We start from the raw sequence: 13,740 nt of genomic DNA, 5'->3' as shown, positions 1-13,740 counted from the left end.
AAAATTAATACTTTAATACATACCTTATAATTATGTAAATCTTTATGAAATTGATGAAACTTCATACCGATTTCATGAAGTACTTTCGTACAAAAGATATTATTTAAAAATATGTAATGATGAAATTTTCAAAATTCGTTTTATTGTTCATTCTGTTTTCTTATTTTGGTTTTTCCCAACGATTAGCACCTAATCCTATTATTAAAAAAAACTTATCGCAGCAATGGGAATTGGATAGTATTGATAAAAAAGGGACATTTCGTTTTGTGTCTTATAGACCTATTTATTTTTCTGCGGCTAGATGGTCAAGTAAAAAGAATGAAGAACCGTTTAATGAAAGCGGAGAGTTTGCTACTAAGGATAAAAATATTTTTGATAATATTGAAGCCAAGTTTCAAATTAGTTTCAAAACTAAAGTTGTAGAAGGGTTGCTTTTTGGAAAAGGAGATTTATGGTTGGCATACACGCAAAAGGCACATTGGCAAGTGTATAATAAAAAACTTTCTAGAGCATTTAGAGAATTAAACTACGAGCCAGAAATTATTTTTAACTTTCCAATGGATATTGATTTGTGGGGTGGAAGAATAAGGAATTTTGGGCTTATATTCAATCATCAATCTAACGGAAAAGATATTCCTACTTCAAGAAGTTGGAATAGAATTATTTTTAACATAGGATATGAAAATCATAATTGGAACATAAATTTTAGACCATGGTATCGTATGCCAGATACAGAAGATGAAAATCCTGGTATTACTAAATATGTTGGAGATGGTGAATTAGAAATAGGTGCAAACTTTGGTAAGCATGAATTTTATACGATTATATCGCATTCATTTTCCTCTTTTAAGAAGGGAAATATTCAATTGAATTATGTTTTTCCTATTAGGGGACATTTACGTGGTCATGCTCAAATCTTTCAAGGATATGGAGAAACTTTAATTGATTATAATGTAAATCAGACAACATTGGGAATTGGTGTTTCGTTTGCAAATTGGTGAGTTTATTTTTTTAATAGTTTACTTTTCATTTTACTAAAAAATTCAGGAGTAACACCAATGTAGGAGGCAATTTGTTTTTGAGGTATTTTTTGAATTAAAGTTGGATATTTAGTACAAAATTTTTCAAAACGTTCTTCGGCTGACAAACTCAAATTATCCATAAGTCTCTCTTGATGGGCAACCAATGAGTTTTCTATTAAAATGCGAAAAAAACGCTCTAATTTTGGAATTTCATGATATAAAATTTCCTGATTTTCTTTAGATAATAAAACGACCTCTGCATCTTCTAAAACTTCGATAAATAAATTGCCTGGTTTTTGTGAAAGCAAACTATACATATCGCCAATCCACCAGCCCTCACAAGCAAAATGCAAAACATGCTCTACTATTTGGTCATTTATGGTAAAGCTTCTTAAAAGCCCCGAATTTACAAAATAGGAATGTCTAGCAATATTTCCCGCTTGATGTAAAATTGTTTTGGATTTGTATTGACGGATTTCAATTTTAGAAAGAATAAAATCCTTTTCTTTATCACTAAGAGAAATTATTTTGGAAATATTGTCTAAAATTAAAGCCATTATTTAGTTGATTTGGGGAGTAATTTAAATTGAGTTACTACAAAAACCGTGTCTTTTATGGTACCTACAACTTCTGCTTTGCGAATTGCTTGACAAAAGCCATCTTCGGCATGAGCGTCTCCATGTTTGTCGATATCAGTGCCTTCTACAAAATACGCTTTTCCGTCTATTCTAACAGCTAAATCACAACCGTTGCCTTTCATCCCAAACTGACATTGCCCACAAGACGCTTCTACAATTTGTTTTTTTGTAGTTGCTTTTTTCTCTTGAGCAACCGCAATATTTAGTAAAAATAAGGCTAAGAATAGCAGGATTTTTTTCATGATTTGTATGTTTAGAAAGGCTAATTTACTCTTTTCATTGTAATTTGAGAAAGTTATTTGTATATCTTTGAGAACTTTTTTATTAAAATATTTATATGAAAAAAATTCTACTATTGTTTTTTATTTTATTTCAAATTTCACTTTTTGCACAAATTTCAGATTTGAATAATTGTGCAGGGAATAATGTATTTGATTTAACTTCTCAAGAAGCCATTTTAATTGGCTCCCAAAATCCAGCAGATTTAATAATTACCTATCATGTTAGCCTTGCAGATGCGCAAAATAATGTAAATGCCATTGCAAACCCTACTTCTTATACAAGTGTTTCCAGCGCAGAAACTATCTATGTTAGGGTTGAAAATACCAATACAACATCAGTGGGTTATGAGACATTTAATTTGATTGAGAATTATGCAATAGTTATAGACTTTCTTTATCTAATTGATTGTATGTCAGGTGTGAATATACAGATTAATGCAACAGGAGGGGGAGGTAATTTTACATATGATGTAAACAATCCTGATTTTAATGGAGCAATTATGGGGAATTTAATTTATGGATTACAATCTGGAGCTAATCAAATAATTGTTACTGATCAGTTTGGTTGTACTAGCTCAATTAATGTTTTTTTGGAACAATTTGAACCTTTAAGTGTAAGTCTAATAACCAATGGAAATACAATAACTTTGAATACGATAGGAGGAACACCTCCTTATCAATATTCAATTAGCACAAATCCTACAGAAATTACCTCAAATAATACTTTTGAAAATTTACCCCCAGGTTATTATTGTTTTTACGTACAAGATCAATTTGGCTGTGTAGTTTCACCTACTTGTTTAACAATAGTAGATATCATAGACCTTAATAGTAACGGTACCTATCAAGATTATAATAACGATGGTTTTGTAAATGTTGGAGATGTGATTACTTATACTTTTTCGGTTACTAACACACAAGCATTAGATCTTACTAACATTGCATTAGATGCTTTTGGTTTGTCGACTAATGGGACTACTTTGGCTACATTATCTGGTGGCGCTACTGATACTACTACTTTTACAGCTACTTATGTATTAACACAAGAAGATATTAATACTGGCTATGTAACGCGTGAATTTTTATTCAATGGAACTTACGATGGAAATTCAACTTCTAAGACGGTCTTAGAAACAACCACATTGGCTATAACGGACGGAATAAAATTGAATGCTTTTTTAGACAGTAATGGAAATAATATTCAAGATAATGGAGAACCAAATATTAATGTAGGATCATTTGAATATCAGATAAATAATGGGAATACAATTAGTATAGAAACCTCAAATGGGATGTATTATTTGTATGAGACTAATGCTTCCAATACTTATAATATAAATTATACTATTAATAGTACTTATCAGGATCAATTTACAGTAACACAAAATAATTATACAAACATTACTGTTCCTGTAAATTCAGGTGTTACAACTTATAATTTTCCTATTTTAGGTGATTATAGCCCAGATTTACAAGTGTTTCTCAACCAGTTTGGTGCGCCTCCAAGGCCAGGGTTTGTTTACTATGAGAGAATTATGTACAGAAATAGTGGCAATATGGCAACGAATGGAACAATTACTTTTACCAAGGATGCTATCGTATCAATAACCAATGTTTCTGAACCTGGATTTGTTACCAATACCAATGGGTTTAGTTATAACTTTACTAATTTATTGCCCAATGAAACGCGTTACATTTACGTTACCATGCAAACACCAACGATTCCAACTGTAGCATTAGGAGATCTTATTACCAATTCGGTTACTATAACACTTCCTACAGGAGATATTAATCCTAATAACAATGAAGCTACTTTATCGCAAGTTGTGGTTGGTTCCTATGATCCAAACGATAAAACAGAAGTGCATGGTGGAAAAATTGTCCATGCCAATTTTACTTCTTCGGATTATTTAACCTATACCATTCAGTTTGAAAATACAGGAACAGCGAATGCTATAAATGTAAAAGTAGATGATGTTTTAGACGCTATGTTAGATGTTGCAACCCTTAAAATGATAGATGCGAGTCACGATTATGTCTTAATTAAAGAGGGTAATAATTTGAGTTGGAAATTTGATGGTATCGATTTACCACCATCTGTTGCAAATACAACTACAGGTAAAGGTTATATTGTATTTCAAATTAAACCCATGTCTGGTTATGCAATTGGCGATATAATTCCTAATACAGCTGAGATTTATTTTGATTTTAATCCTGCAATAGTAACCAATACTTTTACGACTGAATTTGTTGAGACTTTAGGAGTGTCTGATTTTAAGAAAAATGATTTTGTGGTTTACCCAAATCCTGCCACGAATGAGCTATTTATACATTCTAATAAAAATGATACTCTTGATGCAGTAGTTTTGGTTGATGCTTTAGGAAAAACAATCTATCAAGAAGTTGTAAAGGCTACTTTTTCTAGAATAGACATTTCAAGTTTTCAAAAAGGAATTTACTTCTTAAAAGTAACCCATAACGGATATGAAGAAACCTTAAAAGTTATCAAACAGTAATAAAATAGAAAAGCCCAAATTAATTTTTGGGCTTTTCTATGCGATCTCATTAAGAATTTACAGTGATTAATTTAGCTGTTTCTTTGGCTCTTTCTGTAATCGTTTCAATAGGAGTTTCTAAAGTGTCATACGTTAAAACGACACCCATTCTTCGATAGGGTCTGGAGGTGGGTTTTCCAAAAACTCTAAAATCGGTTTTGGATAACGCTGCTACTTTTTCAATACCGCTATAGGTGGGTTGACTTGAATTTTCTGAAGCTAAAATAACCGCGCTAGCACCTTTTCTGTCTAATGTAATTTCAGCAATTGGTAAGCCTAAAATCGCGCGCAGATGTAATTCAAATTCGTTGAAATTTTGCGTGTTGGCTAACGTTACCATACCTGTATCATGGGGTCTTGGTGATAATTCAGAGAAATACACACCTTCTTTGGTTAGAAAAAATTCCACTCCAAAAAGACCCGCGCCACCCAATGCTTCGGTAACTTTTCTTGCCATGTCTTGTGCTTCAGTAAGTGCCGCTTCAGAAATGTTAGCAGGTTGCCAACTTTCTTGATAATCGCCTCTTTCTTGTCTGTGACCAATGGGCGCACAAAATAGGGTAGGCAAACCGTGATTTTGAGTTACAGTTAAAAGTGTAATTTCTGAATCAAAGGTTACAAAGGCTTCCACAATTACTTCTATAACATCTCCTCGAGAACCTTCAACCGCATAATTCCAAGATTTTTCAATATCTTCTGTAGTTTTTATAGTAGATTGTCCTTTACCAGAAGAACTCATCAAAGGTTTTACTACACAAGGAATACCCACTTCTTTTACGGCTTCTTCTAGTTCTTTTGCAGTTGTAGCATAACGATAATTAGCAGTGCGAAGACCTAATTCTTTAGCTGCTAAATCACGAATGGCTTTTCGGTTCATCGTAAAATTAGCGGCTTTTGCTGAAGGAACAACTGTAATACCTTGTTTTTCATAATCGTAAAAGCGTTCGGTGCGAATGGCTTCTATTTCTGGAACAATAAAATCTGGTTGGTGTTTAGTAACAATTCGATCTAATTCAGTTCCATCCAACATATTTATTACTTCAAATTGGTGTGCCACTTGCATTGCGGGTGCATTTTCATAATTATCTACAGCGATCACGTGTTGTCCTATGCGTTGTGCGGCAATTACAAACTCTTTTCCAAGTTCTCCCGAACCAAGAAGTAAAATTTTTTTAGTCATTGTTGTGTTGTTTTTTAAACCTAAACAAAATTAGGGTTTTAAAAACGTAAAAAAAAATTGAATCATAATTTTACAAAAATGATTCAATTTTACAGAAAAAATTAAATGAAATTATTTTAGATTTTTTGAAATCTTAAATCCAGCTAACAATCCTATTCCAGCACAAATAAAAATACAACTTGGATAAATTGGTCCGTTCTCAATTGCAAAGAGATTATCAGCTATTAAGGCTAATAAAATTCCAGTACCTATACCAATCATTAAGCAAGCTAAATTGATGATTACAATTTTCCACATGGGTATCTCTGAATTGTTTTTTGAAAAAAAGATGTTAGCATCAACACCTTTTTCAATAAGTGCTAATCGCTCTTTGTTTCGCGTACTTAAGAACAAATAAAAGATTCCAAAAATGGAGAAAAACATAACTGGTACAATAATAATTTCTGATCCCATAACTTTTCGTTTTTTAATTGATTAAATTGATGTGTTTTTAGCTATGACGATTAGAATTAAAATTAGGTTACACAATTTTGTTTTTTTTTTAAATGATGTAACCAAAATAACAAAGTAGCAGTCTTATTTCTTATATGAGTAACACGGAAGATCAAAATTATATACAAAAAGTAGTACAAGGAGATACTAATTCTTTTGCTTTTTTAGTTAATAAGTATAAAGATTTAGTATTTACTATAGCTTTTAGAATGCTTAAAAATAGGGAAGAGGCAGAAGAAGTAGCTCAAGATATTTTTGTAAAAGTCTTCAAATCATTGTCTAAATTTCAAGGAAATTCTAAATTTTCTACTTGGATTTATAAAATAGCTTACAACAGTTGTTTGGATGTGTTGAAAAAGTATAAAAAGGAATTAATTTCAATTCCAGTAGATGATTATAAAGGAAGTAAAATATTAGAATTAGAAAATATAGTTAATCTATTAGTTAAGAAAGAGCAAGAGGAAATGATTCAAAAATGTCTTAATCTATTGCCATATGAAGAAAGTATACTATTAACTTTGTATTATTATGAAGAACAAACTTTAGAAGAAATTGCTAAAGTGTTAAATATTACTTCAAATAACGCTAAAGTAAAATTGTTTAGAAGTAGAAAAAAATTAGAAGCTATTTTAAGAACACAACTGCCAAAAGAAATAATTGAACACTATGAAAAATGAAATGAATAATGAAGATTATATCAAAGAACTGATTTGTAAATCTAATATTGAAACACCATCTGATGGATTTACTTTAAAAATAATGCAACAAATTGAGAATGAAGTTGCCTTTCAAAAATTGCACACCCCTTTAATATCTAAAAAGATATGGCTAATAATTGGAGGTTTGTTTATTGTTTTTTTATTGATAACATTTTATTTTTTAATGAATTTGGAAATAAAACCCACTTCAAATTTATTTTTTCAAAAAGTATTTCGAAATAATATAAACAATTTGTTTTCTGGGATACGAATCTCAAAAACACTTACTTTTTCTTTGGTCTTGTTTTTTGTATTAGGTCTTTTACAAATGTTTTTTATTACTTCTTATTATAATAAACGAATGAAATTTTAATTGTAAAAATGTAATTCATATTAAAGCGAACAAACCGTTCGCTTTTTTTTGTAACCTCGATTGCTTTATTAAGGTCTAAAGAATAAATCATCAATCAAAAATATATGAGAACAGTTACAAGCCTTTTTCTGATTGTCTTTTCGACAATACAGATGGAAATTTATTCACAAGTTGCTGCATCTAAAATAGATAGTATTATTGGTCAAACCTTTAAAGAAAATGAACCTGGAGGTGTTTTTTTAGTAGCAAAAGGTCAAGAAATCCTTTATAGAAAAGCTTTCGGTAAAGCCAATTTAGAATTAGAAGTTGCCATGCAACCTGATTTTGTTTTTGAAATTGGTTCTATGACAAAACAGTTTACGGCAGTAGCAATTGCCATGCTAGAGGAACAAGGAAAATTAGATTTTGAAGATGAAATAGTGAAATTTATTCCAGATTATCCCACTCAAGGTAACAAAATTACGATTCATCATCTATTAACACACACTTCTGGAATTAAAGATTTTACAAAGATAAAAGCCATCAATGAGATTGCTAAAAAAGACTTGTCACCACAAGAATTGATCGCCTTTTTTAAAGAGGAACCGATGGATTTTAAACCTGGAGAAATGTATAAATACAATAACTCAGGTTATGTTATTTTAGGTTGTATTATTGAAATTGTTTCGGGTCAATCCTATGCTGAATTTATTCAAGAAAATATTTTTAAGCCTTTAAATATGAGTTCGTCCTTGTATGCCAGTCATGAAAAAATAATTAAAAAAAGAGCTTCAGGGTATCATTTAAAAGAAGAATTTGTAAACAGTACATTCATTAGTTTTAGCTTACCATATGCTTCAGGTTCCTTATTGTCTTCGATAGATGATTTATTGAAATGGCAAATAGCTCTAGAAACAAATACATTGGTACAAGAAAAAACAAAAGAGAAAATTTTTAAAAATTATACGTTAAATAATAGAGATGAAATAGGGTATGGGTATGGTTGGCATATTGTTAAAAGAGGAGAAAGACTCTCTTATGAGCATGGTGGCAGTATTTTTGGTTTTAAGTCGATGGCAGTGTATTTGCCTGAAGAAAAAATGTATGTTGTAGGATTAAGTAATTGTGATTGTCATTCTCCTACAAAAATAGTGAAAGATATAGCGTCTTTCTATAGTAATTAATTTTTGTTAAATGAAAAAGGAAACCGTTTTAGGGTTTCCTTTTTGAAAATATATTTGTTATGTTATTAAGATAAAGCTTCTTTTATTCTGCGTAAAGCTTCTTTTAATAAATCGTCGCTTGTAGCATAAGAAAAGCGAATACAATTTGGATTTCCAAAAGCTTCACCTGTTACAGTTGCCACGTTAGCTTCTGCTAAAAGATACATAGAAAAATCGGTTGCGTTTTCGATTTTAGTCCCTTTTAATGTTTTACCAAAGAACTCGGACACATCTGGGAATACGTAAAATGCGCCTTCTGGAACGTTAATTTTTAAACCTGGAATTTCTCGAATTAATCCCACTACTAAATCTCTTCTTTTGTGGAAGGCATCTACCATGTGTTGTAATACTTTTGGATCTGCTTCCACAGCTGTAATAGTTGCTCTTTGTGCAATACTATTAGCGCCACTGGTTACTTGTCCTTGAATTTTAGTACATGCTTTTGCTATAAATTCTGGGGCACCAATATAGCCAATTCTCCATCCTGTCATTGCAAAAGCTTTTGCTACACCATTAACAGTAATTGTTCTTTCTAACATACCTGGAATAGAACCAATGCTGCAAAATGTTCCAGAAAAATTTATATGCTCATAAATTTCATCCGAAACGATATAAATATTTGGATGTTTTTCTAAAACTTTGCAAAGAGCTGTTAATTCTTCTTTGTTGTATACTGAACCACTTGGATTACAAGGAGAGCTAAACCACATCATTTTTGTTTTTGGAGTAATTGCCTTTTCCAATTGTTCTGGAGTTATTTTAAAATCACTTTCGACTGATGTGGGTACTTCTATTGGTGTGCCTCCAGAAAGTTTTATAATTTCAAAATAAGACACCCAATAAGGAGCCGGTAAAATGACTTCATCTCCTTCATTTAACATTACTTGAGCAATGTTATAAAGAGATTGTTTAGCACCTGTTGAAACAACAATATTTGCAGGTTTATAATCTAAATCATTATCACGTTTGAATTTTTTACAAATAGCTTCTTTTAAATCTACATAGCCGTCTACAGGACTATAAGTGCTGTAATTTTCATCGATTGCTTTTTTTGCAGCTTCTTTAATAAAATCAGGTGTGTTAAAATCAGGTTCACCTAAACTTAAGCTAATAATATCTTTTCCTTGTGCTTTTAGTTCTCTGGCTAAAGCAGCCATTGCTAGTGTTTGCGAAGTAGATAAATTGTTAATTCTATCTGATAATGCATTCATTGTGTAGTTTGTTATTTATAGTTTATAGAAAAGACGCGATTCCTCGCGTCTCAATTTTATGCTAATTGTGGTTGTTGACCTAGTTCTTTGAGATGCTTAAAATGTGCTATTACGGCACTTCTCATAGTTTTATATTCATAATAAGGAAGATTACATTCCTTAGCTGTTTGTTTTACTATTTCTGCGATTTTAGTATAATGAATGTGGCTGATATTTGGAAAAATATGATGTTCAATTTGATGGTTTAAGCCTCCTGTGTACCAATTTACAATCCAGTTTTTAGGAGCAAAATTTGTAGTGGTAAATAATTGATGTACTGCCCATGTGTTTTCAATTTCACCTGTTTCAGGAGAAGGAATAGGGTTTGAAGTTTCTTCTACCACGTGTGCAAGCTGAAAAATAACACTTAAAATTAAGCCAGCAGTATAATGCATGATAAAAAATCCAATAAGCACTTTCCACCATAACACACCTAATACCATAGGTATAATAATCCAAACTGAAAAATAAATGACTTTAGTAATCACTAAGGTAGTCCATAAGATTTTAGGGCTTTTTACTTTTCCATAAGATAATTTTCTTTTGATATAGTTTTTCATCTGTTTAAAATCGGTAGTTAATGCCCAATTAAAAGTTAGTAAACCATATAAGAAAACAGAATAATAATGTTGAAACTTATGAAACTTATGCCATTTCGCTTCTTTGGTAAAACGGATAATTCTTCCTGCATCTAAATCTTCATCATGTCCAGGTATATTCGTATAAGTATGGTGCAATACATTGTGCTGTACTTGCCAGTTGTAGACATTACCTGCTAAAATATAGATGCTACCACCCATGAATTTATTAACCCATGATTTTGTGGAGTATGAGCCGTGATTTCCGTCGTGCATTACATTCATTCCTACACCAGCCATTCCAATGCCTATAGTTATGCTTAATAAAACATATACCCAAAAAGGCATAGATAATGAAATCAAAATAAAATAAGGAGCAAGAAATAAAGTAAACATAATTACAGTTTTCAAATGCAACTTCCAGTTACCAGTTCTTTTTAAGTTTTTTTCTTTAAAATAATCGTTTACTCTCTTATTTAAAGTTCTAAAAAACTTAGCATTATCAGTTTTTGAAAAAATAGGGGTTTTTGTATTCATTCTAATTTAGTCTAAAGCTTTGTTTGCGACCAAAGATAATAATTATCTCTATTAGACTTGGTATTTTAACCTAATTGTTTGTTAAAAAATGTATTTTTGCAACAAAAAAAAGCAATGGAGTTAATTTTAAAATATTTCCCTAATCTTACCGAGCACCAAATGAAGCAATTTGAGATGTTAAAAGAGTTGTATGAAGATTGGAATGCCAAAATAAATGTAATTTCAAGAAAAGATATTGAAGAATTGTATGTAAGGCATGTGTTACATTCTTTAGGGATAACTAAAATTTTAGAATTTAAAAAAGGAAGCAAAATTATGGATGTAGGTACAGGAGGTGGTTTTCCTGGAATTCCTTTGGCAATTATGTATCCAGAAGTTGAATTTTATCTTATAGATGTAATTGCAAAGAAAATAAAAGTCGTTCAAGAAGTAGCCAAAGCTTTAGAATTGAAAAATGTAGTTGCGGAACAAAAAAGAGCCGAATTGGTGAAATGGAATTTTGATTTTATTGTAAGTCGTGCTGTAACCAATATGCCTGATTTTGTAAAATGGGTAGAAGATAGGACTGTAAAAGAATCAAAACATGAATTGAAAAACGGAATTTTGTATCTCAAAGGAGGTGATTTAACGGAAGAATTAGCTTCTTTTCCAAATGCAACTCAATTTAACTTATCTGATTTTTTTTCAGAAGCGTTTTTTGAAACTAAAAAAGTGGTGCATTTGCCATTAAAATTTAAGAAATAAATAGGATTAATATCTTACAAAAAACGCTATCAATATAGGATAGCGTTTTTTATAAATATAAAATACTTCTTTTAATTTCCTAAGAAAGGATATCTGTAATCTTCTGGAGTAACAAAGGTTTCTTTAATAGTTCTTGGTGAAACCCATCGTAATAAGTTTAATACAGAACCTGCTTTGTCATTAGTTCCTGATGCTCTAGCGCCTCCAAAAGGTTGACAACCTACTACAGCGCCTGTTGGTTTGTCATTGATATAGAAATTACCAGCACAATTTTGTAATGCTACAGTCGCTTCTTCAATAGCAAATCTATCTGTACTAAACACAGCTCCTGTTAAAGCATATTCAGAAGTTTCATCGACTAATTTGAGGGTTTCCGACCATTTTGCATCTTCATATACATAAATAGTAACTACTGGACCAAATAATTCGGTTTCCATTGTAGTGTATTTTGGATTAGTAGTCAAAATAACCGTTGGTTCAATAAAATATCCTTTTGATTTATCGTAGTTTCCACCAAAAATTACTTCTGCATCAGTATCTTTTTTAGCTTGGTCAATGTAAGAGGTTAATTTGTCGAAAGAACCTTCATGAATTACAGCGGTAATGAAATTTGACATATCTTCTGGAGATCCCATTTTCATTGATTTTAAATCGGTTTCCAATTGATTCTTTACCGCTGGCCACAAACTTTGCGGTATATAAACTCTAGAAGCAGCACTACATTTTTGACCTTGGAATTCAAAAGCACCTCTAGTAATACCTGTAGTTACTTGTTTTGCATTTGCAGAAGGATGGGCAATAATGAAGTCTTTACCTCCAGTTTCACCTACAATTCTAGGATAGGTTTTGTATTTGTTAATGTTGTTACCAATTTTAGCCCAAATATCTTTAAATACATGGGTGGAACCAGTAAAATGTATGCCCGCAAAATCAGGACTAGCTAAAATAGTATCTGTAATCATGATTGCATCACCAAAGACAACATTGATTACACCGTTTGGTAATCCTGCTTCTTTGAAAACATCTATAATTACTTTAGCAGAAAATACTTGGCTATCACTTGGTTTCCAAACGACAACATTACCCATCATGGCAGCACTTGCAGGTAGGTTAGCTGCAATAGCAGTAAAGTTGAAAGGAGTGATAGCATATATAAATCCTTCAAGAGGTCTGTGTTCTAATCGATTCCAAGTAGAAGAGTCAGAGTTTGGTTGTTCTTTGTAGATTTGTGTCATGTATTCTACATTAAAGCGTAAGAAATCAATTAATTCACAAGCTGCGTCAATTTCAGCCTGATGAATTGTTTTTGATTGTGCAATCATCGTTGCTGCATTAATCTTAGCTCTATATGGTCCTGCGATCAACTCTGCTGCTCTTAAGAAAATGGCTGCTCTATTTTCCCAAGACATGGTAGCCCATTTTTTTCTGGTTTCAAGAGCATTGTCAATAGCTTGTGTAATATGTGATTTTTCTGCTAAATGGTAAGTTCCTACAATATGTTGGTGATCGTGAGGAGCAGTCATATTACGTGTATTGCCCGTTTTGATTTCTTGGTTGCCTATAAAAAGAGGAACATCAATTTTTGAATTCCACATTTCTTTATAAGCATTGGCTACAGCTTCTCTCTCTTTTGTGCCAATAGCGTATGTTTTAACAGGTTCGTTTACAGCTTTTGGAACGTTAAAAAATCCTTTTAACATAAAATTTATTTTTAATGAATTAGTATATGTTGATGGGCAAATTTAAGAAAAAAATAATGGATGTGATGCAACTGTTGTTGCAGACTAAAAAGTAAAAAAATTAATTTAAGGCAAATGGTGCGCTAAATTTAAAGGTTGGAATGATTACCCTAAAACTTTTGGTAGTTGTAAAATTTATCATGCTGTAAAAGCCTTTCATGGCGCCAATAGGTGAAGACAACAAGCATCCAGAAGTGTAAGTGTGTGTTTCCCCAGGTTTTAAAACTGGTTTTTTTCCTACAACTCCTTCGCCATCAACAATTTCTTTGTTGTTTAAGGCATCGTAAATTTCCCAATGTCTTGTGTTTAATTGAACAGAGTCTTTACTTTGGTTTTCAATTTTTATTTCATAACTAAAAGCAAAATGTATCTTATAGTTTTTGAAGTAAGTGCCTTCAAAACTAGTTAAAACAGAAATTTTAATGCCTTTTGTTATTTGTGTTACCATGTT

Annotated in this window: 14 protein-coding genes; 6 read left to right on the top strand and 8 right to left on the bottom strand. The window is 31.5% G+C overall.

Annotated elements, in window-relative coordinates:
- Positions 1-116: 116 nt before the first annotated feature.
- Positions 117-1,001, top strand: coding sequence for a phospholipase A (locus tag HALO113_RS06130; protein ID WP_201297579.1), 885 nt, complete (start codon positions 117-119; stop codon positions 999-1,001).
- A 2-nt stretch (positions 1,002-1,003) separates the two neighbouring features.
- On the opposite strand, the gene HALO113_RS06125 is transcribed toward HALO113_RS06130, so the two are convergent.
- Together HALO113_RS06125 and HALO113_RS06120 are read right to left on the bottom strand one after the other, a co-directional pair.
- Positions 1,004-1,579, bottom strand: coding sequence for a Crp/Fnr family transcriptional regulator (locus tag HALO113_RS06125; protein WP_159778184.1), 576 nt, complete (start codon positions 1,577-1,579; stop codon positions 1,004-1,006).
- Complete coding sequence (locus HALO113_RS06120) at positions 1,579-1,902, bottom strand: DUF6370 family protein (RefSeq protein WP_159778183.1); 324 nt, start codon at positions 1,900-1,902, stop codon at positions 1,579-1,581. The genes HALO113_RS06125 and HALO113_RS06120 overlap by 1 nt, the downstream gene beginning before the upstream one ends.
- A 95-nt stretch (positions 1,903-1,997) precedes the next feature.
- Between HALO113_RS06120 and HALO113_RS06115 the strand changes: the two genes are divergently transcribed.
- Entirely contained in the window at positions 1,998-4,457 is a 2,460-nt protein-coding gene (locus HALO113_RS06115) for a T9SS type A sorting domain-containing protein (protein WP_159778182.1), read from the top strand.
- A gap of 49 nt (positions 4,458-4,506) precedes the next feature.
- On the opposite strand, the gene purT is transcribed toward HALO113_RS06115, so the two are convergent.
- Both purT and HALO113_RS06105 read right to left on the bottom strand, forming a co-directional pair.
- Entirely contained in the window at positions 4,507-5,676 is a 1,170-nt protein-coding gene (gene purT, locus HALO113_RS06110; protein ID WP_159778181.1) for a formate-dependent phosphoribosylglycinamide formyltransferase, read from the bottom strand.
- 111 nt (positions 5,677-5,787) lie between these two features.
- Entirely contained in the window at positions 5,788-6,129 is a 342-nt protein-coding gene (locus tag HALO113_RS06105) for a DUF6249 domain-containing protein (protein WP_159778180.1), read from the bottom strand.
- Between the two features lie 134 nt (positions 6,130-6,263).
- Between HALO113_RS06105 and HALO113_RS06100 the strand changes: the two genes are divergently transcribed.
- The 3 genes from HALO113_RS06100 to HALO113_RS06090 all read left to right on the top strand — a co-directional run bounded on the left by HALO113_RS06100 (position 6,264) and on the right by HALO113_RS06090 (position 8,402).
- Positions 6,264-6,845 (top strand): RNA polymerase sigma factor, encoded by a 582-nt coding sequence (locus HALO113_RS06100; protein ID WP_159778179.1) that lies wholly within the window; start codon positions 6,264-6,266, stop codon positions 6,843-6,845.
- Complete coding sequence (locus HALO113_RS06095) at positions 6,835-7,239, top strand: hypothetical protein (protein ID WP_159778178.1); 405 nt, start codon at positions 6,835-6,837, stop codon at positions 7,237-7,239. The genes HALO113_RS06100 and HALO113_RS06095 overlap by 11 nt, the downstream gene beginning before the upstream one ends.
- A gap of 104 nt (positions 7,240-7,343) precedes the next feature.
- Positions 7,344-8,402 (top strand): serine hydrolase, encoded by a 1,059-nt coding sequence (locus HALO113_RS06090; protein ID WP_159778177.1) that lies wholly within the window; start codon positions 7,344-7,346, stop codon positions 8,400-8,402.
- A gap of 65 nt (positions 8,403-8,467) precedes the next feature.
- On the opposite strand, the gene HALO113_RS06085 is transcribed toward HALO113_RS06090, so the two are convergent.
- A complete protein-coding gene (locus tag HALO113_RS06085) occupies positions 8,468-9,652 on the bottom strand; it encodes a pyridoxal phosphate-dependent aminotransferase (protein WP_159778176.1) in 1,185 nt (394 codons plus the stop codon).
- Between the two features lie 56 nt (positions 9,653-9,708).
- A complete protein-coding gene (locus HALO113_RS06080) occupies positions 9,709-10,806 on the bottom strand; it encodes an acyl-CoA desaturase (protein ID WP_159778175.1) in 1,098 nt (365 codons plus the stop codon).
- Between the two features lie 114 nt (positions 10,807-10,920).
- Here HALO113_RS06080 and rsmG point away from each other — a divergent pair, with 114 nt between their 5' ends.
- The gene (gene rsmG / locus HALO113_RS06075) at positions 10,921-11,550 is read left to right on the top strand and encodes a 16S rRNA (guanine(527)-N(7))-methyltransferase RsmG (RefSeq protein WP_159779561.1); all 630 of its coding nucleotides are present in this window, start codon (positions 10,921-10,923) and stop codon (positions 11,548-11,550) included.
- A 71-nt stretch (positions 11,551-11,621) separates the two neighbouring features.
- Here the strand turns inward: rsmG and pruA are convergent, their stop codons facing one another.
- The gene (gene pruA / locus HALO113_RS06070; RefSeq protein ID WP_159778174.1) at positions 11,622-13,250 is read right to left on the bottom strand and encodes an L-glutamate gamma-semialdehyde dehydrogenase; all 1,629 of its coding nucleotides are present in this window, start codon (positions 13,248-13,250) and stop codon (positions 11,622-11,624) included.
- 100 nt (positions 13,251-13,350) lie between these two features.
- On the bottom strand, positions 13,351-13,737 hold the full coding sequence (apaG, locus tag HALO113_RS06065) for a Co2+/Mg2+ efflux protein ApaG (RefSeq protein WP_159778173.1): 387 nt from the start codon (positions 13,735-13,737) through the stop codon (positions 13,351-13,353).
- Between the last annotated feature and the right edge of the window lie 3 nt (positions 13,738-13,740).

Origin of the sequence: Flavobacterium sp. 9AF, assembly GCF_902506265.1 — a bacterium.
GTDB lineage: Bacteria > Bacteroidota > Bacteroidia > Flavobacteriales > Flavobacteriaceae > Flavobacterium.
This window is presented reverse-complemented; position numbering and strand designations above follow the sequence as displayed.

What these genes read in the sequence shown, in the direction of transcription:
- purT (WP_159778181.1), bottom strand. Translation starts at nt 5,676, where the DNA reads ATGACTAAAAAAATTTTACTTCTTGGTTCGGGAGAACTTGGAAAAGAG.
- HALO113_RS06115 (WP_159778182.1), top strand. Translation starts at nt 1,998, where the DNA reads ATGAAAAAAATTCTACTATTGTTTTTTATTTTATTTCAAATTTCACTT.
- HALO113_RS06100 (WP_159778179.1), top strand. Translation starts at nt 6,264, where the DNA reads ATGAGTAACACGGAAGATCAAAATTATATACAAAAAGTAGTACAAGGA.
- HALO113_RS06095 (WP_159778178.1), top strand. Translation starts at nt 6,835, where the DNA reads ATGAAAAATGAAATGAATAATGAAGATTATATCAAAGAACTGATTTGT.
- HALO113_RS06130 (WP_201297579.1), top strand. Translation starts at nt 117, where the DNA reads ATGATGAAATTTTCAAAATTCGTTTTATTGTTCATTCTGTTTTCTTAT.
- HALO113_RS06090 (WP_159778177.1), top strand. Translation starts at nt 7,344, where the DNA reads ATGAGAACAGTTACAAGCCTTTTTCTGATTGTCTTTTCGACAATACAG.
- HALO113_RS06120 (WP_159778183.1), bottom strand. Translation starts at nt 1,902, where the DNA reads ATGAAAAAAATCCTGCTATTCTTAGCCTTATTTTTACTAAATATTGCG.
- apaG (WP_159778173.1), bottom strand. Translation starts at nt 13,737, where the DNA reads ATGGTAACACAAATAACAAAAGGCATTAAAATTTCTGTTTTAACTAGT.
- rsmG (WP_159779561.1), top strand. Translation starts at nt 10,921, where the DNA reads ATGGAGTTAATTTTAAAATATTTCCCTAATCTTACCGAGCACCAAATG.
- HALO113_RS06105 (WP_159778180.1), bottom strand. Translation starts at nt 6,129, where the DNA reads ATGGGATCAGAAATTATTATTGTACCAGTTATGTTTTTCTCCATTTTT.
- HALO113_RS06080 (WP_159778175.1), bottom strand. Translation starts at nt 10,806, where the DNA reads ATGAATACAAAAACCCCTATTTTTTCAAAAACTGATAATGCTAAGTTT.
- pruA (WP_159778174.1), bottom strand. Translation starts at nt 13,250, where the DNA reads ATGTTAAAAGGATTTTTTAACGTTCCAAAAGCTGTAAACGAACCTGTT.
- HALO113_RS06125 (WP_159778184.1), bottom strand. Translation starts at nt 1,579, where the DNA reads ATGGCTTTAATTTTAGACAATATTTCCAAAATAATTTCTCTTAGTGAT.
- HALO113_RS06085 (WP_159778176.1), bottom strand. Translation starts at nt 9,652, where the DNA reads ATGAATGCATTATCAGATAGAATTAACAATTTATCTACTTCGCAAACA.